We start from the raw sequence: 21,373 nt of genomic DNA on the forward strand, positions 1-21,373 counted from the left end.
GCCCTTGCAGGCGTTTGCGAGGGCAGTAAGCCAATTCGGACGAAGCTCATGGCCGGCGATCCCAACGCTCCGCATTTTCCGCGCTCGGCGCCGATCGATGCCTATGGCAAGGGCGGCTTCGCCTTTGCCGGCATGTCGCATCGGGGCTCGCTGCTCTGTCTGCCCGACGCGATCTGGGCTTGGGACGTGACCGACCCCGCGAAGATCGACCGCTACTCGCTGGATCGGGTGTTCACGGCGGCCAACAGCATCGACACGCTCCTGGTCGGCACTGGAACGGGGCTGTGGCTGCCGCCGCCGGAGCTGCGTCAGGCGCTCAAGGCGGTGAGGGTTGTACTGGACACGATGCAGACCGGCCCGGCCGTGCGCACCTACAACATCATGATCGGCGAACGGCGGCGGGTTGCCGCCGCGCTGATCGCCGTGCCATGAGCAACCGGCCATCCGACTCCGCTGCGTTCTGCGCCGATCTCGTGCGCAGCCACGACTTTCCCCGCTACGCCGCGACCCTGTTCGCGCCGGCCGCCGAGCGCCGCGCGTTACTGGCGATCTATGCCTTCAACGTCGAGATCGTTCGCATCCGCGACCAGGTGAGCCAGCCTCTGCCCGGCGAGATCCGCCTGCAATGGTGGACCGACATGCTGTCGGGCCACGTCCATGGCAGCGCCGAAGGCAATCCGGTGGCGGCCGAGCTGCTTCGCGCGATTCGCGATTTCGACCTGCCGGTCGAGTCGCTGTCGCTGCTTGCCGAGGGGCATCAGTTCGATCTCTACAACGACCCGATGCCGACCATGGCCGCGCTGGAAGGTTACCTCGCGGCGACCTCATCGGCGCTGTTCGCCTTGGCAGCGCAGGTCTTGGGACCGCCTTCGGAGGCGGCCGAGCATGTCGCCCGCCATGCCGGGCTGGCGCAGGGTATCGTGCAGGTCATCGCCAATCTGCCGCGCGATGCCGCGCACCGGCAATTGTTCGTGCCGCAGCAGGTGCTGGAGCAGCACGATTGCAGCATGGAGGATGTCTTCGCCGGCAAGGAAACACCCAATCTCCATGCGGTGCTTGAGCAACTCGCGGGTGAAGCCCGGCAGCATATGACCGCGGCTTCATCGCTGCTGGCGCAGCTGGCGCCGCCGTTGCGGCCGGCGTTTCTGCCGCTGCGCCAGGCGCAGGCCGATCTTGAGCGCCTGTCGCGCCCGGGACGCAATCCGTTTAGGTTGCAGCCGACCTCGCGGTTGCGCACGCTCTGGACGCTGTGGCGCGCCTCGCGATCGCGTGAATTTACCAAATAGACGCCGGCTTATCGCCTGGCCCGCCCAAATGCTCTATGCTGTCCTATGGCTGACATGTCCCAAAGCTCGTTCGATCTCAGCGGCCTTCCGGTCGCACCGGAAGACATTCACGCCGCAGCCAAGACCATACAAGGCGCCGTCGTCGAGACGCCTTGTAGCCATAGCCGGACGCTGAGCAGCATCTGCGGCTGCGACATCTGGCTCAAATTCGAGAACCTGCAGTTCACCTCCTCGTTCAAGGAGCGCGGCGCGCTCAACCGGCTTACCGCGCTGACGGCGGAGGAGCGCGCGCGGGGCGTGATCGCGATGTCCGCGGGCAACCACGCGCAAGGCGTTGCCTACCACGCCAAGCGGCTCGGCATTCCCGCCACCATCGTGATGCCGATCGGCACGCCCATGGTGAAGATCGAGAACACCCGGCATCACGGCGCCGAGGTGGTGGTCACGGGCGCGACGCTGGAGGAGGCGGCCGCCTTTGCGCGCAGCCACGGTGAAGCGCACGGCATGGTCTTCGTCCATCCTTACGACGATCCGCTCGTCATCGCCGGGCAGGGCACGATCGGGCTGGAAATGCTGAAGGCGGTCCCGGAGCTCGACACGCTGGTCGTCCCGATCGGCGGCGGCGGTTTGATCAGCGGGATTGCCATTGCCGCGAAGTCGATCAAGCCGTCGCTCAGGATACTGGGCGTCGAGGCCTGGCTCTATCCCTCGATGTACAACGCCATTCACGACGGCAATCTGCCGGCGCGCGGCGATACGCTCGCCGAGGGCATCGCGGTGAAATCACCGGGCAAGATCACCACCGAAATCGTTCGGCGCCTCGTCGACGATATTGCGCTCGTCAACGAAGCCGAGCTTGAGCGCGCAGTCGCGACCCTGATCTCGATCGAGAAGACCGTCGTCGAGGGCGCCGGCGCCGCCGGCCTCGCCGCGCTGATGTCCGATCCGTCCCGCTTTGCCGGCGAGAAGGTCGGCCTCGTGCTGAGCGGAGGCAATATCGACACGCGGCTGATCGCCTCCGTGCTCACCCGCGAGCTCGCGCGCGAGGGGCGGCTGACGCAATTGTCGCTCGATATCCCCGACAGGCCGGGGCAGCTCGCCGCGGTAGCGGCACTGCTGGCCGAAGCGGGTGCGAATATCATCGAGGTCTCACACCAGCGGACCTTCTCCGACCTGCCGGCCAAGGCGACGCTGCTGCAGCTTGTCATCGAGACCCGCGATGCCGCCCATCTCAACGAGGTGATGGCCAGGCTCAGCGCATCCGGACTGAGCGCGCGCTGCACCTGAGCACGCGCTAACGTGACGCCAAATCCGCGACGTGGTCGATCAGCCGGTCGATCTCGGCTTGGGTGTTGTAGTAGTGGGGGGAAGCTCGGACGAGCGGCGGCAGCTCGCGGTTCTCGGCATCGATGCGGGTACTCGACGGGTCTGAAGCGCCGATTGTGATGCCCGCCGCCGCGGCGCTGCTGACAATGGCCTCCGCTTCATATCCATCCAAAGTGAAGCTGACGATGGCGCCAGGCTTGCGGCCAAGGTCGTGAATAGTGATGCCGCGAATGGAAGCGAGGCCGCTGCGAAGGCGGCCCGCGAGCAGCCGGCAGCGCTCCTCGATGGCATCCATGCCGATGTCGAGCGCATAATCGACGGCAGCGCCGAGCCCAAGCCGGGCGGCGTAATTATTCTCCCATGTCTCGAAGCGGCGGGCATCGTCGCGGAGCCGATATTCATCGCGCGAGACCCAGGGCGCTGCAAAATGGTCGATCATCGGTGGCTCGAGCTGCTGCAGGAGCGCCCCGCGCACATAGAGAAAGCCGGTACCACGCGGTCCCCGCAGGAATTTGCGTCCCGTGGCCGACAGCATGTCACAGCCGATGGCCTCGACGTCGACCTCCATCTGGCCGACCGCCTGGCAGGCATCGAGCAGATAGGGGATGCCGTGTGCTCGCGCAATTCTGCCGATGGCCGCTGCGGGATTGGTCAGCCCGCCATTGGTCGGAACCCAGGTGATGGCGATCAGCTTCACGCGTTCGTCGATCATACGTTCGAGTGCGCCGACATCGAACTCGCCCGTCGCATCGCTCGGCACCACATCGATGACCGCGCCTGTGCGTTTGGCGGCCTGAAGAAACGCAACATAGTTGGCGGCGTACTCCGCTTCGGCCGTCAGGATCCGGTCGCCCTCTCGAAATGAAAGCGAATAGAACGCCATCTGCCAGGCAACCGTCGCGTTCTCCACCAGGGCGATTTCATCCGGCGATGCGTTCAGGAGCCGGGCCACTGAGCCGTAAACGGCTTCGAGCCGATCTGACGCGCGATCGGCCGCGGCATAGCCGCCGATCTCGCTCTCGAGATCGATATGTCCCTTCATCGCCGCGACGACGGGCGCGGGCATGAGAGCCGCACCGGCATTGTGGAGATACGCGAGCCGGGAGGCAGCAGGCGTGTCGGCACGAATCTGGTTGATGTCGATCACGTCAGAGCCTCCATCTTCAGGTTCCTCGTAGACACAATGACGCACGCGAGCAAGCTCGGGCAAACGACTGTTCCAGCTGGAGCATGCAGATCGGGATGCCTATGCTGATCGGAAGCGCAATCTGGCACGGAATCACAGGGAATACTCAATGGCAAAGAACACGATCTGCCTCTGGTACGACAAGGATGCTGAAGCCGCGGCCCGCTTCTATGCCGAGACGTTTCCCGACAGCGCGGTGAGTGCGGTCCATCGCGCGCCCAGCGACTATCCGTCCGGCAAGGCAGGCGATGTCCTGACCGTCGAGTTCACGGTAGCCGGCGTTGCCTGTCTCGGTCTCAATGGCGGACCCGTCTTCAAGCACAACGAGGCCTTCTCGTTCCAGATCGCCACCGACGATCAGGCGGAGACCGATCGCTACTGGAACGCCATCGTCGGCAATGGCGGGCAGGAGAGTGCGTGCGGCTGGTGCAAGGACAGATGGGGAGTCTCCTGGCAGATCACGCCGCGGGTGCTGACCGAGGCGCTGGCCGCCGGTGGCACGGAGGCCAAGCGCGCCTTCGATGCGATGATGGGGATGACGAAGATCGACGTCGCCGCGATCGAAGCCGCGCGCCGCGGCTGAGACGGTCGCGCCTCAGATGCAGAGGCCGAGCAGCTTGACGTGACAGTTGCCGGACTTCGGCTTGCTCGCGGGCGGTACCTCGCGCTTCACCGCGACGACGGGCTCCTTGTCCTTTTTCTTGCCTTTGCCCTTCTCGTAGTCGCCGGCGATGACCATGGCCCAATAGGTGCGCTTGCCACTCGCATTCTTGGCGCTGGCAATGCCGACGCGGGAGGCATTGTGCAGCAACAGGTTCTTGCGGTGCCCGGAGGAGTCGATCCACTGGCCCAGCGTCTTGTCGAAACTGTCGTAGCCGTAGGCGATGTTCTCTGCGGCGCGGCCCGCGCCGGCCGGTGCGACGCGGCGATTGAATGGGCCGAGTGTGTCGTGGCTGAGGTCGTCCTTCGCCGCCATCGCGCGGGCCTGATCCATGGCGATGCGATCGAGGGTGGCGTCGCGCACGACGCGGGCCTCACCATGCTTGAGACGGAAGCTGGAGATCAGCTCCGCCGGTGAGTCGGCCAGCGCAGGCGCCCCTGCCAGCAGCACAAGGCCGGCGATCGTTCCGCCAACCATACGATGCATCATCGTCCCCCGAGCGCCCATGATCTCTGCCAACCCTTCCTGATCCAAGCGCTTCTCGATCGCCATTGTGGAGGCTTCAAGGCGCAGATTCCGCGCTAGCTCGTCGGGAGCTTCGCCTCGAAATTGAAGCGGTCGCGCAGGTTCTTGCGCTGCTCCAGGATATCCTTGAGGAAGGCGCGATCCTGCTCGTTCTTCATCATCGGCTCGATCAGGTCGAGCTGGTTCATGGCGACCAGTTGCAGGACCTCGATGCGTGGCTTGCCGCTGGCGTTGCGTGGCAGGGCGTGCACGACCTGGATGTGCTCGGGCGGCTTCGGTCCCTTGGAGGCGGCAAGCTCGCTGCGGAGCTGGCCCTCGAGCGCGGCCTGATCGGCTTCGACGAAGGCGTAAAGCCCGACGCCGGAGCGGCGGTCGGCAAAGGCGACGATGGCGGCGTCGCGCACGGCGGGATTCCGGCGGATCAGCTCGGCCAGCACCGGCGCGTCGTTGACGAGCCGACGGCCGCCGCCCTCGCGGTCGGTGAAGTTGAACAGGCCGCGGGTGATGGCGCGATAGACCTTCTTGCCGGTGGCGAGCCACAGGCTCGCGGCGAACGACTTCCTCGCCAGGATCTTTCGCTCTCGCGGCGTCAGCGCCTCGGGCGCGTAGGAGCGCTTGTGCTTGAGCAGATGCCGGAGGTCCTCATAGGCGAGGATGCGATAGAGCCGGCCGCGGCGCTTGAAGCACGCGGCGAGCTGGAAGTCGGTGACATAGGCGCGGCCGTCGCGGCCGACCAGCCAGTTCTGCTCCTTGGCGAGATCGTTGTGGCAGATGCCGGCGCGGCGCAGCCGACGCAGTGCGGCCTTGGCAGAGCGGAAATAGGCGACATCGCCATGGGGCTTTGCCAGGTGCAGCGCGACGCCGTCGACGAAGCCGCGCACCAGAGCGCGGCGCCCGGCCCAGAGCAGCTCGGGGCCGACGTCGAGGCCTTTGGCGCGCACCAGGGCCTGCTTCTCGCGGGCGAACAGGTGGCGTGCCAGGAGAAACGACCACCATGGCACCTCGTCGAGCCGGCGCAGCACCGCGTCGATCTCGCCGCTTTCGCTGCGGAAACGGCCGCGCTCGACGGTCGAGAACACGTCGCGCTTGAGCATCACGCCTTCGGTCCAGCGCGCCGACAGCTCTGCCGCGTCGTCTTTGGGCAAGCTCATTGCAAACTCACGCGGCGGCGGCAATGCGCAGGTGATCGGCGATCCAGCGATCGAGATCGGCGAGCGCCCGTGCGCTCAGCGCCTGCTTCTTGGCCACCGTCTTCTCGTTGCCGCGCAGCCGCGTGCCGTCGGGCTTCTTCGTTGGCACGCTCGTGAGCGGTGGAAACAGGCCGAAATTGATGTTCATCGGCTGGAACGAGCGCGTGCCCGGCTCGATGGTCTCGATATGGCCGCCGGTGATGTGACCGAGCAGCGATCCCAGTGCGGTCGTAGCCGGCGGGCTGACAAGCGTCTCGCCGCGCACTTCCGCGGCTGCATAGAGACCCGCGATCAAGCCGACGCTGGCGGATTCCACATAGCCTTCGCAGCCCGTCATCTGGCCGGCGAAGCGCAGCCGCGTCTGTGCGCGCAGCCGCAGTTGGCCGTCGAGCAGCTTCGGCGAGTTCAAGAAGGTGTTGCGATGCAGGCCGCCGAGGCGGGCGAATTCGGCGTTCTCCAACCCCGGAATGGTGCGGAAGATGCGCTGCTGCTCGCCATACTTCAGCTTGGTCTGGAAGCCGACGATGTTGTAGAGCGTGCCGAGCTTGTTGTCCTGGCGCAGTTGCACGATCGCGTACGGTTTCGTGGTGGGATCGTGCGGGTTGGTGAGGCCGACCGGCTTCATGGGACCATGGCGCAGCGTCTCGGGGCCACGTTCAGCCATCACCTCGATCGGCAGGCAGCCGTCGAAATAGGGCGTGTTGGTCTCCCATTCCTTGAACTCGGTCTTCTCGCCGGCGATCAGCGCGGCGACGAAGCCCTCATACTGCTCCTTGGTCATGGGGCAGTTGATGTAGTCGGCACCGTTGCCGCCGGGGCCGACCTTGTCGTAGCGCGATTGGAACCAGGCCACCGACATGTCGATGGACTCGCGGTGCACGATCGGCGCGATGGCGTCGAAGAAGGCGAGGGCGTTCTCGTCGGTCAGCTCGCGGATGGCGTCGGCCAGCGGCGCGGAGGTGAGGGGGCCGGTGGCGACGATGACGTTGCTCCACGCGGCCGGCGGCAGGCCCGCGATCTCGCCGCGCGCGATCTCGATCAGGGGATGATCGTTCAGCGCCTTGGTGACGGCCGCCGAGAAGCCGTCGCGATCGACCGCGAGTGCGCCGCCGGCGGGCACCTGGTTGGCGTCGGCCGCGCGCATGATCAGCGAGCCGAGGCGGCGCATCTCCGCATGCAGCAGGCCGACGGCGTTGTTGGCGGCGTCATCCGAGCGGAACGAGTTGGAGCAGACGAGCTCGGCAAGTCCGTCGGTGCGGTGCGCGTCGGTCATGCGGGTCGGCCGCATCTCGTGCAGCACCACGGGCACGCCGGACTTCGCAATCTGCCAGGCAGCTTCCGAACCGGCGAGGCCGGCACCGATCACGTGGACGAGGTTGGATTGGGGTCCTGTCATGGGGCGGACAGGTAGCGCTTTTCGGCGGAGAGTGGAATCGCCGAGATCGAGTTTTCTGCCACCAGATGCGACAACGCCCGCACGAGGAAGGCGCTATCGGTCCGTTCTAGTGAAGGGCTGAAGGATATCAGCCCTGATACTGACCGGCGGCAACGCGCGGGATGTCCGAGCGATCGAGGCCGATATCGGCCAATTCGCGATCGCTGAGCTGGGACAGCTCGGCAACATTGCGCTGATAGTCCCGGAAGGCCTGGATCATGCGGATGAGCGAGAGCAGCATTGGTAGTCTCCTGTAGTTCGATTCAGCCTTTGCTTGAGGCCTCATCGTTGAAATGAATATAGGTGAGAGTGGTGCAGTGCGAAAGTTCCGATGTTGCGATGCAGCTAAGCGCTGTGCGCATGGCGTACGTAACGGATGATTAACCGGAAGGCGCTCCCGCCCAGAGCTTGGCCAAGGTCGTCCGGTGTCCGCGATAAGTACCCGTGAAATAACGGGTTTATGTCAAAGATTGATCTGGGTCATCGCGGAAATAGGTTGCCTATAAGCGGCCAGCAAGTTCAACCCAGCAGCTTATAGACTCAAGTCATGCCTGCCTGATTCGCATAGGACGCGACGCTATTGTATGAATATAGATTCACTTTAAGATCCATTGAATACCGAAAATGCGCCCATGAGCGATGCGCTGGCGCCGCTACAGGCTAGGCCCGCTTGCCGGGTTCGGCAGCGGCGATTCGGCGCGGTTCGGCTAGGCTGAGATCTAAGGGGCGCGTGCGAGCTGGGCGGCAAAATAGGCCACGGTCTTGGAGTAGACCTCGCTCTTGTTCCACTGCTTGAGCACCTCAAAGTTCGGGCTGCCCGGCTGCCAGTCCTTGCCCCTCTGCCAGCCATAGCCGACCAGATAATTGGCCGTGGAGGCGAGCACGTCGGGCACGTTATGCAGAAGATCGCGCTTGCCGTTGCCGTCGAAGTCGATGGCATATTTCATCCAGGATGACGGCATGAACTGGGTCTGGCCGAGCTCGCCGGCCCAGGCGCCTTTCATGTCGGCAGGCGCAAGATCGCCGCGCTGGACGATGCGCAACGCATCCAACAGCTCGGCGCGAAACTGCTCGGAGCGACGGCAATCGTAAGCGAGCGTTGCAAGCGAGCGGATCGTTGCAAACTTGCCGGTGTTGACGCCGAAATCGGTCTCCAGGCCCCAGATCGCGACCAGGACTTCGCCCGGCACGCCGTAAGCCTGCTCGATGCGCGACAGCACCGAGCCGTATTGCTTCATCCTGTTGGAGCCGCGCTCCAAGCGTGGCGGCACCATGCGGCCGGAGAACTCCTCGAAGCTCTGGGTGAAGACCTTTTGCGAGCGGTCGCGGTTGAGCACGCTCTGATCCAGTGTGACGCCGGCAAGCCCGGCAGTGATGGTCTGCTGCGAGATGCCCTTCGCCGCAGCGTCGGTTTTGAAATCAGCCAGCCAAGCGTCGAAATTGCCCGAGTCGCAGGCAACCGCGGCGGGCGCTGGCTGGACTGAGAGAAGGGACGCGGAGACGGCCAAGGCTGCGAGAGCAAGACGAGAAATCGTCGGAGTCATCAGATGAAATGGATTTCCGTGAATTGACCTGACCGGCAGCATAATCTCGGCCGTAACCGCGGCCAAAGCAAGGCGCGCGGCCCTGTCCGAACCGGCCAGGGCCGCACGTCACGAGATTGTCAGACGTCAGTCCGATTCCGCCACGGGAAAAGGTTGGCCGGGAAGTCGGCGGCCGGCTTGCGCGCCCGATGCGGCGGAGGGGGGACCGGACGTGCGCCCGGATCGGACGCGATCACCTTGCGGTAAAGGTGCCACGTGGCGTGCCCGAGCAGCGGGACCACAACGGCGAGGCCGAGGAAGGCCGGGAGCGTGCCGAGCGCGAGCAGCACCGCCACGATCAGGCCCCAGGCTGCCATCGGCACCGGGTTTTTCGCGACAACGCGCAGCGAGGTGCTCATCGCCTCGAACGCGCCGGCATGACAATCGAGCATCAAGGGGAATGACACGACGCTGAGGCACAGTGCGGCGAGCGCGAACAGAAATCCGGTGCCGCAGCCAACCACGATCAGCCACCACCCTTGCTGCGTCGTCAGCACGCGCGTGATGAAGTCCGAGAAACCGGTGACGCCCTCGTAGCCGAACGCCGCGACATAGATCGCCTGCGCGGTCGCCACCCAGGTGACGAACAGGGCGAGCAGCAACGTACCGAGGCCGAGCATCGCACCGAACGACGGCGATCGCAGCACCTCCATGGCATCCCAGGCGCTGGCCGGTTCATAGCGCTCGCGCCGGCTGGAAAGCTCGTAGAGCCCGAGCGCAGCGAAGGGCCCGATCAGCGCGAAGCCCGCGGCGAGCGGAAACAGCAGCGGCAGCACCGAATAGCCCATCACCACACGGGCGAGCACGAGGCCGAGCACCGGGTAGATCACGCAGAGGATGATGGCGTGGCTCGGAACGGCCTTGAAATCCTCCCAGCCGCGCCTGAGCGCGACGGGCAGATCGGACAATTGTATGGTTCGGATCACCGGTCCAGCCTCATCCGTGGGCTGGGCCATCGTGGGGACATTGCCCTGGTAGAGTGTGGCCATGGTCGCTAGCTCCCTTGCCAAGCGGCTGCATCCGGCGCCGGCAAACGGCGCAAGCGGCCGCCCATTCTCTTGAAATCCCACGATCCCGACCAGACGCGAATTCCGGATGGCATCGCGAGCTGAACGGCAAGCATACTCCCAAGTCCGAGTCCTGTCCCTCACGCTTGGGTGAAATTTCGATGCCGCGACGCAATCAATGCGGCGTCATTCTGTCGTCATTTCGCCGCAGATAAGCTGATGCTGCTGTCCGTTCGCGCAACTTCGCGGGCGCGGCGCACCAACTTCGTCTATAAGTGCCACGCAAGGCCCTTCCAACGGATTCCTTTTCGGGGAGCAGACATGAGCATTTTCGGGAAAATCATCAGCGCGATCTTCGGCGGCCAGCCGGCCTCCGCTGCGCCGGCCGGTGGCGCCGCTTCGCCGGGCGCCCCCGCAGGGTCGGCAAGTCCTTCGGCGCCGGCCGCCGCACCCATGGCTGCGGTCGACGTGGCGGCGATCGTCGACAAGGCGGCCGCCGCGCACAAGGGCGAGAAGCTGGAATGGCGTACCTCCATCGTCGACCTCATGAAGGCGCTCGACATCGATTCCAGCCTCGCTGCGCGCAAGGATCTCGCCAAGGAGCTGGGCTACAGCGGCGACATGAACGACTCGGCGAGCATGAACGTCTGGCTGCACAAGCAGGTGATGTCCAAGCTCGCCGCTAATGGCGGCAAGCTGCCGCCGGAGATCAAGCACTGACCGGACCTGGGGTAGTGCCTCAGGGGCCCGCGATCGCCGCGGGCCCTTTTGCATTCAGGCGACCAGATCCGCATCCTCCGGATGCCGATCGAGATAGTCGACGACGAAGCCGCAGCCGGCGATCACCTTCTTGCCGTCGCGCCGGATCAGGCCGAGCGCGCCCTTGACCAGCTCGGAGCCGATGCCGCGCCCGCGCAACGCGCGCGGCGTCTCGGTGTGGGTGATGATTACGGCCGACGGCGTCAGCCGGTAATTGGCGAAGGCGATGTCGTCGCCGACATCGAGCTCGAAGCGGCTCCTGTCCTTGTTGTCGCGTACCGAAGCCGCCATGCGGGGTCCCTCCGAACTGCAGGTGCCTCCTGATCTAGGAGGCTGACACGGCCCTTGCCAAGGTGGGACCAGGGGAGATTGGCGCAGACGAGATATCTGCAAATGCGCGCCGCCCTGACCGCACTGCGGTATGGCCATGGCGCCCGGCGAGCATGGTCCCGCGGCTCCGCAAATAATTCCCGATACCGCTCTTGCAAGCCGGAGTTCGGTTCCCACGTCCTTGAAAGGACATACGCCCGAATGCGGCCGGCAGGGTCGCTAGACATTCGGCGTGTCATGATCGCCAGCCGCAGACGTATGCCTCTTCTGCAGGAGGGTACGATGTCGGACTCTGGTTTCTTTAGTACTCATCGAACATGGGAAGACTGGTGCGGGATGCTGCTGGGTGCGGTGATCGTGGCCTCGCCGTGGTTCCCGATCCAGGATCAGGCGATCTCCAGTCACCAGACGGCCATCCTGAACACGGTCGCGATCGGTCTCGTCGTATTTGGCATCAGCCAGCTCGAATATGTCGCCTTGCAGCGCTGGCAGGAGGTGATGACGATCCTGGCCGGACTGTGGCTCATCGCCTCGCCATACGTGATCGGCTATTCCGGTGAGGGATTTCTCCGCATCTATCACACGACCCTTGGTGCGGTGGTGGTGCTGCTCGGCATTCTCCAGCTGTGGCAGGACTGGGATATGAATGACCAGGACTTGCTCAAGCACGGACAATAGACCGTAAGTACGGCAGGCCCGCCGGCCACGAGCGGCGGGCCTGTGCACTCACCGTGTCACGAGATCCGCATAGTCCGGGTGCTTGTCGATCCACGCCTTCACGAACGGGCATTGCGGGATCAGCTTCAATCCGTCGGCGCGGACCTGGTCGAGCGCGCCTTGCACCAGCTTCGAGCCAATGCCCTTGCCGCCAAGCTCCTTCGGCACGTCGGTGTGCTCGAAGGTGATGACACCGCCGTCGAGCCGGTAGTGCTCGGTCGCAAGATGACCCTCCACGTCGAGCTCATAGCGGTGATGGGCCTTGTTGTTGATGACGTCGCTCATATCATTGCCTTGCAGCTGCCGGCCTCGCGCACGAGATCGTAACGCGCGGTCCGGCCGGGGTTTCCAATCCGAAGCTGTTCCGTTCAATCGGTCGCTTTGGCGAGCCTGGAATCTTCGGCTTGTGGCTGCGGGCGGAGGCAGCCCTGGCAGATGACCAGGGAGCGGCTGACCCTGGCGTCCTGTTCGGCCTCGATGCCATCCTGCGCCTGCCACCGTTCCTTCGAATGGGGCTGAGCGTCGGCTTGCAACCTGTTGCGCTCGGAGCGGCTGGAGGTTCGTGTCGGCTGCGAGGCGGCGCGGGGCCGGTTGGGATCCTCGCCGGCGCCATCCCAGGCATAACGCGCAGGCTTGACGGCGAGATCGGATGCCAGATGCGCTTGCGGAGTCGCGGCACATCCGGCGAGCGCCAGTGACAACAGAAGGAGGGCAGGCGCTTTGACCATGATGCGGCACTCTGTACGCGAGAACTGAGCGAGGTTGCGTCGATCATGTTTAAGATTTCCTGAACGATATCGTTTGTGGTTGCGACCAACACCAATGCGATATCTGATCCTCCTGCTCAGCTTGCTCGTGACCGGCGCGCGTGCCGACGACGCAAAGCCGTTCAATCCGGCCGATTATCCGCCCGGCGTGCGGAAGGCTGTGCGCTTTGCCAATGAGGAATGCGAGAGCCAGCAAGGCGGCGAGGTGACCTTCGCGCATGATACGGTGCGCAGGATCGACCTGACCGGCGATGGTCGTGAGGACTACATCGTCGATTTCCAGGACACCAAATGCGGCGATCGCGAGACGACCTATTGCGGAACCGGCGGCTGCGTCGTGAAGATCCTGGTGACGCTGCCGGACGGCAATCTGCGCGAGGTGTTCGACGGCTACGTTCTTCGCTACAGGATCATGGCAGCGCCGGTGAAGCGCGGCGCCGCGCGCACCATCCGCTTCGATCTGCATGGCAGTTTCTGCGGCGGCTTTGGTCCGCAAGCCTGCTGGAAGACCAAGGCCATCACGACGACGCCTTTTGCGTTCAAGCAGTAGGCCAAGTCCGCGGCAGCCGGCCTTGCAGGGCCGCTGGCGTTGGCGATAAATGGGCTGCAATGAACGGACGGCTTGCGTGCCGCCCGTCGTCGAAGAGGAAGCCCGATGCAGCCCCTGCGCATGTCCCGCCGCGTCATGAATCTCGCCTATATGCTGACCCAGAATGCGCGGCGGCATGGCGCGCGTCCCGGCTTCGTCTGGGGGGACAAGTCCTGGACCTGGCGCGAGATCGATGCGCAGGTCTCCGCCCTGGCCGCGGCGCTCGCCGCGCGGGGCATTGCCAAGGGCGACCGCATCCTCGTCCATGCCAAGAATGGCGATGAGATGTTTGTCTCGATGTTCGCCGCGTTTCGGCTCGGCGCGGTCTGGGTGCCCACCAATTTCCGTCTGATGCCTGATGAGGTCAGCTATCTCGCGCAGGCCTCCGGCGCCAAGGCGTTCCTGTGCCATGTCGATTTCCCCGAGCACGCCGCGGCGGTGAAGGACGGTGCGCTGGAGTTCACCTGGAGCGTCGACGGCAAGGCCGCGTTCGGCGAGCGCTCGGTGGCCGATGCGATCGCCTCGCATGCGGGCGCCGTTGTGGAGAATGTCGCGGTCGAGCATGACGATCCCTGCTGGTTCTTCTTCACCTCCGGCACCACTGGACGCTCCAAGGCGGCCGTGCTCACCCACGGCCAGATGGGATTCGTCGTTACCAATCATCTCGCCGATCTGACGCCCGGCACGACCGAGCAGGATGCCTCGCTGGTGGTGGCACCGTTGTCGCACGGCGCCGGCGTGCACCAATTGATGCAGACCGCGCGCGGCGCGCGCACCGTGCTGCTGCCGACCGAGAAATTCGACATCAACGAGGCGTTCCGCCTGATCGAGGCGCATCGCGTCAGCAATCTCTTCACCGTGCCGACCATCCTGAAGATGATGGTCGAGCATCCCGCCGCCGGCAAATACGACCATTCCTCGCTGCGCTACGTGATCTATGCGGGCGCGCCGATGTATCGCGAGGACCAGAAGGCGGCGTTGAAGAAGCTCGGCAAGGTGATCGTGCAGTATTTTGGCCTCGGTGAGGTCACCGGCAACATCACCGTGCTGCCGGCGGCGCTGCACGACCCGGAGGACGGCCCGCACGCCAGGATCGGCACCTGCGGCTTCGAGCGCACCGGCATGCAGGTGTCGATTCAGGACGATGAGGGCCGCGAGCTCAAAGCCAACCAGAGCGGCGAGATCTGCGTGATCGGGCCTGCCGTATTCGCCGGCTATTACAACAACCCCGAAGCCAATGCGAAGGCATTCCGCAATGGCTGGTTCCGCACCGGCGACCTCGGCCACATGGACGAGGAGGGTTTTGTGTACATCACAGGACGTGGGTCGGACATGTACATCTCCGGCGGCTCCAATATCTATCCGCGCGAGATCGAGGAGAAGATCCTGACCCATCCCGGGATTGGCGAGGTCGCCGTGCTGGGCGTGCCCGACGCGACCTGGGGCGAGGTCGGCGTCGCCGTCTGCGTCGTCCGAGAAGGCGCGAAGGCGGTCACCGAAGCGGAGATGGCGGCGTTCTTGTCGCCGAAAGTGCCGCGCTACAAGATGCCGAAGCGCTTCTTCTTCTGGGACGCGCTGCCGAAATCGGGCTATGGCAAGGTGCCGAAGCGCATGGTGCGCGACGAGCTCGAGGCGCGCGGGCTGCTCGACCTCGACAAGGCGAGCTGAGCGCACCAGATGCGGAGCATCAAGCAGCCGGGCGCGCCGCTTCCCGAACGCATTCAATGGGTGGAGGCGAGGGGACGCGCTTTCTCGTTCACACTTCAGGCCGGTCTGCCGCTGCTGGAGGCCGCGCGGCGCGGCTTTGCCGCGGAGGGCTTCGCCGGCGGCGTGCTGAATTTTCGCCATGGCGCGCTCGGGCCGTTCGCCTATGTCATGCCGGCGCTGTCGAAGACCGGTGAGAATGCGGCGTTCTACAGCGATACGTTCCGGCCCGCCGGCGTGACGCGTTTGAGGCTCGGCAGCATGACGCTCGGCACGCGCGACGGTGCGCCGTTCTTTCATTGCCACGGACTGTGGACGGAGGCTGACGGCAAGACGAGCGGCGGCCACATGATGCCGGACGAGACCGTCGTCGCCGAGCCGTTCGAGGTCGAGGCCTTCGGTCTCGACGGTGCGATGTTCACGGCCGAGCCTGATGCGGAGACCAATTTCAAGCTGTTCGGACCGGTCGCGGCTGCAAGCACCGGCGTGCGCACAACGAGCCGCGCCTTCGCGCTACGCCTGCGCCCGAACCAGGATTTTGCCGGCGCACTCGAAGCGTTCTGCCGCACGAACGGCATCGCCCGCGCGAAGATCCATGGCGGCGTCGGATCGACCATCGGCGCGCGCTTCAGCCATGGCGGCGTGACCGAGCCGTTTGCGACGGAGCTGGCGATTACGGCAGGGACAATCGCGCCCGGCGCCTCCGGCGCGCTGGAAGCTGCGCTCGATGTTGCACTGATCGACTACACCGGCGGCGTTGCGGAGGGGCGTCTGATCCGTGGCGACAATCCCGTGCTGATGACGTTGGAGCTGGTGCTGGAGGCAGGGGACTAGCTCGCCAGCCGTGACGGGGCGGGTGCAAGATAGCGCTTTTGCAATCGAAATGTTCCTGTCATGTTCCGTTGCGGATGCGAGTAGCGGCAGGACGTCATGGCACGAAGAGGCAATCGAACGATCAACCTGCCAGCGCCGTATCTGAAGCGGGTATGGCTCGACCCGTCGCAGGTTCGCGACCGCGAAGCCTATCCGTTTTGCTTGCCCATCTTCCCTGATGATTTCGAGCTTAGCTTCGACAGCCCCATCACGATCATCGTTGGAGAGAACGGTACCGGGAAGTCGACCATCCTCGAAGGCATCGCAGCGCTCGCCGGCTATGACGATGCCGGTGGCGGCAAGGGCTACAAGCCGGTCGATCATTCCGAAGCGCGCGAGGAGATGGGCGGCCAACTCTCCAAGGCGCTGCGCGCAAGCTGGCTGCCGAAGATCACCAACGGCTGGTTCTTTCGTGCGGAGAGCTTTTTCTCGGTCGCGCGATATCTGGACAAGGCTGCGCGCGACGCCGGCCAGGTCGGTCCCGATTTCTTGTCGCACTCCCATGGCGAAGGTTTTCTGCGTTTCTTCGAGGAGCGTTGCCAGCGCCAGGGCATCTTCATCTTCGACGAGCCGGAATCGGCGTTGTCGCCGGCGCGCCAGATCGAATTCCTCAAGCTGCTGCGGCGCATGGAAGAGTCCCGCATCTGCCAGGTCATCATGGCAACGCATGCGCCGATGCTGATGGCCTATCCCAACGCGCGGCTGCTGCGGCTCGGCAAATACGGCCTCGAGCCTGTCACGGTGGAGCAGACCGACCATTACCGGTTGATGCGTGAGTTTTGTGTCGATCCGCGCGGGTTCGTGGAGGCAACGCTGGGGGAGTAAGTGAGGGAATCCCCTAACACCAGCTCTCTCTGTCGTCGTTGCGAGCGCAGCGAAGCAATCCAGAATCTTTCCGCGGCAGCAGTCTGGATTGCTTCGCTGCGCTCGCAATGACGGAGTGTGGAGCAGCAGTGCGCCAACTCCCGTGTCCTGGTCAAGCTGCAACGCGTGAACGTTGCGGCGCGGAGCGGGACCCAGGAGCCGCAGCATCGCGGATGCATGGGCCCCGGCTCTGCAGCGCACCGCCGAAGGGGCGCTGCGCTGCGTCCGGGGCACGAGAGCTCGAATTTATCTCGCATTGCTACCCGCATACGCGCGGCTTCACATCCTCGCGGCAGAGTCCGCCCGAGCTTTGCTGCATTCGTCACCCTCAAAAATGCCGAGGGCGCAGGGAAGGCCGGGTGCCGGCTGGCACCCGCGGTCCACTGTGCGAAGCGTGTGCTTGAAAAAGCTGCACAGCGGCATACAGGTGAAGCCAAACATCCGGCCTTCCCTGCGCAGTGGGTTGACGGCTTATGTCGTGCTCTCCCCGGGGAGCGATGCACTATTGCCCCCGTCGCCTTGCGGATGACTGACGGTGCGGGCCCTGTCGGCCCGCAACGTCACCGCAAGCCTTGGCGCACAGACCCCGGGCGCCAGGACCACACGATTTTGCCGTACGCAGACTGCGCCCGTCGTGTGCGCGCCTCGCCTGCTCACGGAGTGATCCGCCCTGCAAACCGCTTGCGCGCGACGCTGCCTGCGTCCACCACCTCCCATCCCGCGTTCGTGACGATCGCGATGCGCCCCTCGGCCCGGGTTGGGGTGGCCGCAACATGCGATAATTCCGAATTCGCGTAAAGCGAATTATTTCGGCTTGGCCAGGTTGACCCCGGTCTGGTGTTTTGCCCGTCGACCAACCCAATCAATGGTGTGCATTGGCTTTGCCACCGCCGTGCCACGAACGGGTCTCCCCATGGCCCAAAAATGCGCTAGCATGACCTCAGCGCGCGTTCCAAGTCGCGCAGATTGAGAAACGAGGAAACGAGATGAGGATGAGAAGCGGACCGGCGATCGCCGGGGTGGCGGCGCTGGCGGTGGCGGGGATGGCTCTGATGACCGCCTTCGAGCCGGTCTGGGCCCATGGGCCGACGCGGCAGAAGGTGCGGGAATCCATCGAGATCAACGCGGCCCCCGCCAAGGTGTGGGCGGTGATCGGCAATTTCCAGGACATGAGCTGGCTTCAGCCGGTCACCAAGACCGAAGGCGAGAAGGGCAACGAGATCGGCGCCACGCGCAAGCTGACCCTGACGGGCGGCGGGACGGTCGAGGAGGAGCTCTACAAATACGAGCCCGACATGCAGAGCTATTCGTACCGGATCACCAAGGTCGACGTGAAGGTGCTGCCTGTGACCAATTATTCCTCGACCCTGACGGTCTCGCCCGCGCCTGATGGCAAGGCCAAGCTGGAATGGGCCGGCGCGTTCTATCGCGGCTATCCCAACAACGACCCGCCGCCGGAGCTGAGCGACGAGGCCGCGATCAAGGCCGTGAGCGGGCTGTACAAGGCCGGGCTCGAGGCGCTCAAGAAGAAGATCGAGAGCGGCAGCTGATCGTGCGAGCGCTGGTTCTGGCGGCGCTCGCCGCCAGCCTTTGTCACGCCGGCTTTGGAAGCGCGCGCGCCGACGAGGCGTTCGTCACCAACCAGCTCAGCGAAGATCTGATGGTGGTGGATCTCGCTGGCGCGCGCGGCGTTGCGACCATCCCAATCGGCGGCAAGCCGGCCGGCGTCGCCGTCAGCGCCGACGGGCGCTTTGCCTATGTCACGAGCCCGGATGCCAAGGCGGTGACGGTGGTCGACGCTGCCACGCGGCAGGTCGCCGGCCGCGTCGAGGTCGGCGGCGGGCCGCTCGGCATTGCCGTGGCGCCCGATGGCAAGACGGTCTATGTCGCCGATTGGTACGCGGCCGCGGTGCGGGTGATCGATACGGCCTCGCGCAGCGTTGTCGCCAGCATCGCGGTCGGCGCCTCGCCGTCGGGTCTTGCGGTGACGCCCGACGGCAAGCTGCTGCTCTCGGCGGACCGCGACGACGACAGCGTCTCGGTGGTGGAAACGGCAACGCGCCAACGCAAGGCCGTGATCAAGGTCGGCACCCGCCCGTTCGGCGTCACCATCGATGCCGAGGGCAAGCGCGCCTACACCGCCAATGTCGGCTCCGACGATGTCTCCATGATCGATATCGCGGAAGGCCGCGAGATCGGCCGCGTGCCGGTCGGCATGCGCCCATATGCGGTGGCGCTGACGCTAGGCCGAGGCTTCGTCACCGACCAATATGGCGGCACCGTCAGCGTGTTCGACCTGGCGAGCCTCAAGCCGGTCAAGCGCATCCATGTCGGCGACTATCCCGAAGGCATTGCGGCGACTGCCGATGGCAAGCGCGTCATTGTCGCCTGCTGGGAAAGCAACACGCTAAGCATCATCGATGCGGCCGAGCTCAAGGTGATCGGCGAGATCAAGACCGGCGACGGCCCAAGGGCGTTCGGGGCGTTCCTGCGCAGGACGGAGTAGTTCGTCACAACCCGAGGCCGCTTGCTCCGGCCGGCCGAATTCAAGCGGCCATTCCGCCAGAGCTCAATTGACGTTCTGCGCTTCCAAGATCGTGTTCTCCGGCGCGCCTCGGTCGGTCCAGTCCGGCGGCAGCCCGATTCTTTCTCCGGCCAGGCCTGCCAATCCTGGCGCCCGGCCGAATGTTTCGCAGATCGCTTCCTTGGGCGCACCACCGAGAGAGGCGCTCAATCTGTCGACGGAAGGCGGCGTGGGGACCTTCCCGAACGGGCTCTCCGCGGCAACGAGAAACCTCCCGAAATCGCTTCCGAAAGCCTCGGCCAGGTCATAGGCGTCGCCATCGCTCGATACACGCGGAGCGCTGGTGAAGGAGTTCGCTCCGCGCGCCCAGATCATGGCCGCCTGTTGGTTGCCGCTGCGGTCACGGGCCTCGGCCTCGACGGACAGGCTTCCCAGTCCGATCGGAAGGCGCGGCACCGGAATGGGCACGCCGGGAGCGACGATGGACGGCACGACGCTCGCGACCTTGGAGACGCCGGCTGCCGCCGCATCGGTCGGCGCAATCTGTGTGATGACGGCGCGAACATTCAAGTCCGCAGCCTCCGTGGGAGCTACGATCCGGAAGCGCTCGCTGAGCGCAAGACACATCGCTCTGTTGATTGCGTTCTTGATCAGCCTGCGCTGCTGCGGCGTGAACGGCTGGCTGGCTGCGGTCGCCGTGAACGCGGTCGGCTCGATGCGAGCGGTCTTCGCGGCGAGAACATCAGCCTTGCTGATCCGGAGCTGCGACTTGGTCAAGAGACCATCGGACGGCGTGAGATCGTCGTAGGAGGCCAGCGACCCCGCTCGTTCCAGCGGAGCCGCCGCGCAACCGGCGGCCATCGAGCTCAAGACCGCAACTGCGAGCCACCTCATGGCGAGGGAACGAGACCGGTCGCCACTCCCTGGGCCACGCGCCGGGACTGCGCGACGGGCAGGGGAGAAGGTGCGGCGCCCGGCGCCGAGGCGAGCATGGGCTGCCAGGTCACGTTCCAGCGCGCCAGCGTGGCACCGTTGCCATCGAAAACCAGGTCGAGAAAGGCCAGGGTGAGCTCGGCCGTCGCGAGCTTCACCTTCGGGTTGAGCGCCGGACCACCGGTGAACGAGCGATCGGTGAAGATGCTGTGCGAGCCGCCTTCGAACACGGCAAGCAGCTTGCGCGGTGTGGCAATGGCGTTGAAGACCTCCAGCCGGTCGGCAGCGGGTGAGTAATATCCGGGGATCTGGATGACGTCCTTCGTCGCCGTCACGTGCAGGGTTGGAACGGTGATCCTGCTCAACACCGAGGCAAGATCGGGTTCGCCATAGAATGGAGGGGCCGAAATGACGATGGCGGCGGCAAAGCGCGGGTCGCGCGCCTCGACCCACTTGCCGTCGCGCATCACGCGGGCGCCAACCGCAACAAGCGCCGTGTTCGCCCCATAGGAATGCCCCGCCGCCATGATGCGCCGGCGGTCTACGTGGGCACCATGGGGACTCGACAGCATGCGATCCAGGGCAAAGCGCAGATCCAGGGCTCGCGCCAGCGCCTCGCTCTCGCGAGCGGCACGCTGCAGGCGGTCCACGACGGCGAGGGGATTGCCCGCCCAGAGCGAGGAATCGCTGCCGGCATGCTGAACATGCAGGCTGGCGACGCCGCGGGCCGACCAATATCGCCCCAGATAGCTGTAGCCCCGGCGAGAGCCGCCGAGCCCATGGGAGAACACGATGAGCGGCACGCGCGATCCCGGCGCAACATCCGCCGGCCAGTGCAGGCGCGCCGGAACGGGCCGCGAACGCGCCGGATCGACCCAGTCGAAGTCGACGACCGCGGGGGGCGCGGACTGCGCCCGGGCTGGAGGCGCGGCGAGCGTGGCCGTGACGGCGACCGCCAGCAGCGCGGCACCGAACCGCCGTCGGGTCAGGCTTGTCGCTCCGCTCGCACCGTCCGCGCCATTCGCGTGCGCGGATCGCACATGCCGAGAGGAAGTGTCGCTCAACCCGTTCACCATGAAGGCACCTTGCATGAAGTCGCACCGAGTGTAATCGA

At 65.2% G+C, this 21,373-nt stretch carries 24 protein-coding genes; 12 read left to right on the forward strand and 12 right to left on the reverse strand.

Annotation, left to right across the window (positions count from 1 at the left end; all coding sequences use genetic code 11):
• The first annotated feature begins 48 nt into the window (after window positions 1-48).
• Genes I6F09_RS31385 through I6F09_RS31395 form a run of 3 tightly spaced genes read left to right on the forward strand, consistent with a single transcriptional unit; the run spans window position 49 to window position 2,573 of the window.
• Window positions 49-432: an Mth938-like domain-containing protein gene (locus I6F09_RS31385; protein ID WP_028179505.1), complete on the forward strand. Its 384-nt coding sequence runs from the start codon at window positions 49-51 to the stop codon at window positions 430-432.
• Window positions 429-1,286: a phytoene/squalene synthase family protein gene (locus tag I6F09_RS31390; protein WP_225189791.1), complete on the forward strand. Its 858-nt coding sequence runs from the start codon at window positions 429-431 to the stop codon at window positions 1,284-1,286. The genes I6F09_RS31385 and I6F09_RS31390 overlap by 4 nt, the downstream gene beginning before the upstream one ends.
• A 45-nt stretch (window positions 1,287-1,331) precedes the next feature.
• Window positions 1,332-2,573 (forward strand): threonine ammonia-lyase, encoded by a 1,242-nt coding sequence (locus I6F09_RS31395; RefSeq protein WP_057029275.1) that lies wholly within the window; start codon window positions 1,332-1,334, stop codon window positions 2,571-2,573.
• Between the two features lie 7 nt (window positions 2,574-2,580).
• On the opposite strand, the gene I6F09_RS31400 is transcribed toward I6F09_RS31395, so the two are convergent.
• A complete protein-coding gene (locus I6F09_RS31400) occupies window positions 2,581-3,759 on the reverse strand; it encodes an aminotransferase class V-fold PLP-dependent enzyme (RefSeq protein WP_036028214.1) in 1,179 nt (392 codons plus the stop codon).
• Window positions 3,760-3,907: 148 nt separating this feature from the next.
• Here I6F09_RS31400 and I6F09_RS31405 point away from each other — a divergent pair, with 148 nt between their 5' ends.
• Entirely contained in the window at window positions 3,908-4,381 is a 474-nt protein-coding gene (locus I6F09_RS31405) for a VOC family protein (RefSeq protein WP_008547150.1), read from the forward strand.
• A gap of 12 nt (window positions 4,382-4,393) precedes the next feature.
• Here the strand turns inward: I6F09_RS31405 and I6F09_RS31410 are convergent, their stop codons facing one another.
• The 6 genes from I6F09_RS31410 to I6F09_RS31435 all read right to left on the reverse strand — a co-directional run bounded on the left by I6F09_RS31410 (window position 4,394) and on the right by I6F09_RS31435 (window position 10,181).
• On the reverse strand, window positions 4,394-4,945 hold the full coding sequence (locus tag I6F09_RS31410; RefSeq protein ID WP_036028219.1) for a CAP domain-containing protein: 552 nt from the start codon (window positions 4,943-4,945) through the stop codon (window positions 4,394-4,396).
• 95 nt (window positions 4,946-5,040) lie between these two features.
• Window positions 5,041-6,135 (reverse strand): serine/threonine protein kinase, encoded by a 1,095-nt coding sequence (locus I6F09_RS31415; protein WP_109145786.1) that lies wholly within the window; start codon window positions 6,133-6,135, stop codon window positions 5,041-5,043.
• Between the two features lie 7 nt (window positions 6,136-6,142).
• Window positions 6,143-7,570, reverse strand: coding sequence for a methylenetetrahydrofolate--tRNA-(uracil(54)-C(5))-methyltransferase (FADH(2)-oxidizing) TrmFO (gene trmFO, locus I6F09_RS31420; protein WP_225189792.1), 1,428 nt, complete (start codon window positions 7,568-7,570; stop codon window positions 6,143-6,145).
• Window positions 7,571-7,697: 127 nt separating this feature from the next.
• Entirely contained in the window at window positions 7,698-7,850 is a 153-nt protein-coding gene (locus I6F09_RS31425) for a DUF1127 domain-containing protein (RefSeq protein ID WP_007590701.1), read from the reverse strand.
• Window positions 7,851-8,328: 478 nt separating this feature from the next.
• A complete protein-coding gene (locus I6F09_RS31430) occupies window positions 8,329-9,153 on the reverse strand; it encodes a lytic murein transglycosylase (RefSeq protein ID WP_225189793.1) in 825 nt (274 codons plus the stop codon).
• 119 nt (window positions 9,154-9,272) lie between these two features.
• A complete protein-coding gene (locus tag I6F09_RS31435) occupies window positions 9,273-10,181 on the reverse strand; it encodes a DUF2189 domain-containing protein (protein ID WP_225189794.1) in 909 nt (302 codons plus the stop codon).
• A 339-nt stretch (window positions 10,182-10,520) separates the two neighbouring features.
• On the opposite strand from I6F09_RS31435, the gene I6F09_RS31440 reads away from it, so the two are divergent.
• Window positions 10,521-10,919, forward strand: a complete 399-nt coding sequence (locus I6F09_RS31440; RefSeq protein ID WP_036028199.1) for a DUF3597 domain-containing protein — start codon at window positions 10,521-10,523, stop codon at window positions 10,917-10,919.
• A 54-nt stretch (window positions 10,920-10,973) separates the two neighbouring features.
• Here the strand turns inward: I6F09_RS31440 and I6F09_RS31445 are convergent, their stop codons facing one another.
• A complete protein-coding gene (locus tag I6F09_RS31445; RefSeq protein WP_036028197.1) occupies window positions 10,974-11,249 on the reverse strand; it encodes a GNAT family N-acetyltransferase in 276 nt (91 codons plus the stop codon).
• Between the two features lie 321 nt (window positions 11,250-11,570).
• Between I6F09_RS31445 and I6F09_RS31450 the strand changes: the two genes are divergently transcribed.
• On the forward strand, window positions 11,571-11,966 hold the full coding sequence (locus tag I6F09_RS31450) for an SPW repeat protein (RefSeq protein ID WP_036028203.1): 396 nt from the start codon (window positions 11,571-11,573) through the stop codon (window positions 11,964-11,966).
• Window positions 11,967-12,014: 48 nt separating this feature from the next.
• On the opposite strand, the gene I6F09_RS31455 is transcribed toward I6F09_RS31450, so the two are convergent.
• Window positions 12,015-12,290, reverse strand: a complete 276-nt coding sequence (locus I6F09_RS31455; RefSeq protein WP_036028195.1) for a GNAT family N-acetyltransferase — start codon at window positions 12,288-12,290, stop codon at window positions 12,015-12,017.
• Between the two features lie 83 nt (window positions 12,291-12,373).
• The gene (locus I6F09_RS31460; RefSeq protein ID WP_109143671.1) at window positions 12,374-12,733 is read right to left on the reverse strand and encodes a hypothetical protein; all 360 of its coding nucleotides are present in this window, start codon (window positions 12,731-12,733) and stop codon (window positions 12,374-12,376) included.
• A gap of 94 nt (window positions 12,734-12,827) precedes the next feature.
• Here I6F09_RS31460 and I6F09_RS31465 point away from each other — a divergent pair, with 94 nt between their 5' ends.
• From I6F09_RS31465 to I6F09_RS31490, 6 genes are all read left to right on the forward strand, one after another.
• A complete protein-coding gene (locus I6F09_RS31465; protein ID WP_225189795.1) occupies window positions 12,828-13,322 on the forward strand; it encodes a hypothetical protein in 495 nt (164 codons plus the stop codon).
• A gap of 105 nt (window positions 13,323-13,427) precedes the next feature.
• The gene (locus tag I6F09_RS31470) at window positions 13,428-15,029 is read left to right on the forward strand and encodes an acyl-CoA synthetase (protein ID WP_225189796.1); all 1,602 of its coding nucleotides are present in this window, start codon (window positions 13,428-13,430) and stop codon (window positions 15,027-15,029) included.
• A 9-nt stretch (window positions 15,030-15,038) separates the two neighbouring features.
• A complete protein-coding gene (locus I6F09_RS31475) occupies window positions 15,039-15,899 on the forward strand; it encodes a DUF296 domain-containing protein (protein WP_225189797.1) in 861 nt (286 codons plus the stop codon).
• A 96-nt stretch (window positions 15,900-15,995) separates the two neighbouring features.
• Window positions 15,996-16,763, forward strand: a complete 768-nt coding sequence (locus I6F09_RS31480; RefSeq protein ID WP_225189798.1) for an AAA family ATPase — start codon at window positions 15,996-15,998, stop codon at window positions 16,761-16,763.
• A 1,025-nt stretch (window positions 16,764-17,788) separates the two neighbouring features.
• Window positions 17,789-18,352, forward strand: a complete 564-nt coding sequence (locus tag I6F09_RS31485; protein ID WP_036044199.1) for an SRPBCC family protein — start codon at window positions 17,789-17,791, stop codon at window positions 18,350-18,352.
• Between the two features lie 2 nt (window positions 18,353-18,354).
• Complete coding sequence (locus I6F09_RS31490) at window positions 18,355-19,308, forward strand: cytochrome D1 domain-containing protein (RefSeq protein ID WP_225189799.1); 954 nt, start codon at window positions 18,355-18,357, stop codon at window positions 19,306-19,308.
• A gap of 63 nt (window positions 19,309-19,371) precedes the next feature.
• Here I6F09_RS31490 and I6F09_RS31495 read toward each other — a convergent pair whose 3' ends face one another.
• A complete protein-coding gene (locus I6F09_RS31495) occupies window positions 19,372-20,187 on the reverse strand; it encodes a DUF3313 domain-containing protein (RefSeq protein WP_306469099.1) in 816 nt (271 codons plus the stop codon).
• Window positions 20,188-20,216: 29 nt separating this feature from the next.
• Window positions 20,217-21,350 carry an acetylhydrolase gene (locus I6F09_RS31500; RefSeq protein WP_225189800.1) on the reverse strand — a complete coding sequence of 378 codons (1,134 nt, stop codon included), beginning with the start codon at window positions 21,348-21,350 and terminating at the stop codon, window positions 20,217-20,219.
• Between the last annotated feature and the right edge of the window lie 23 nt (window positions 21,351-21,373).

Origin of the sequence: Bradyrhizobium sp. IC3195, from assembly GCF_020193585.1 — a bacterium.
In the GTDB taxonomy this organism is placed as follows: Bacteria; Pseudomonadota; Alphaproteobacteria; order Rhizobiales; family Xanthobacteraceae; genus Bradyrhizobium; species Bradyrhizobium yuanmingense.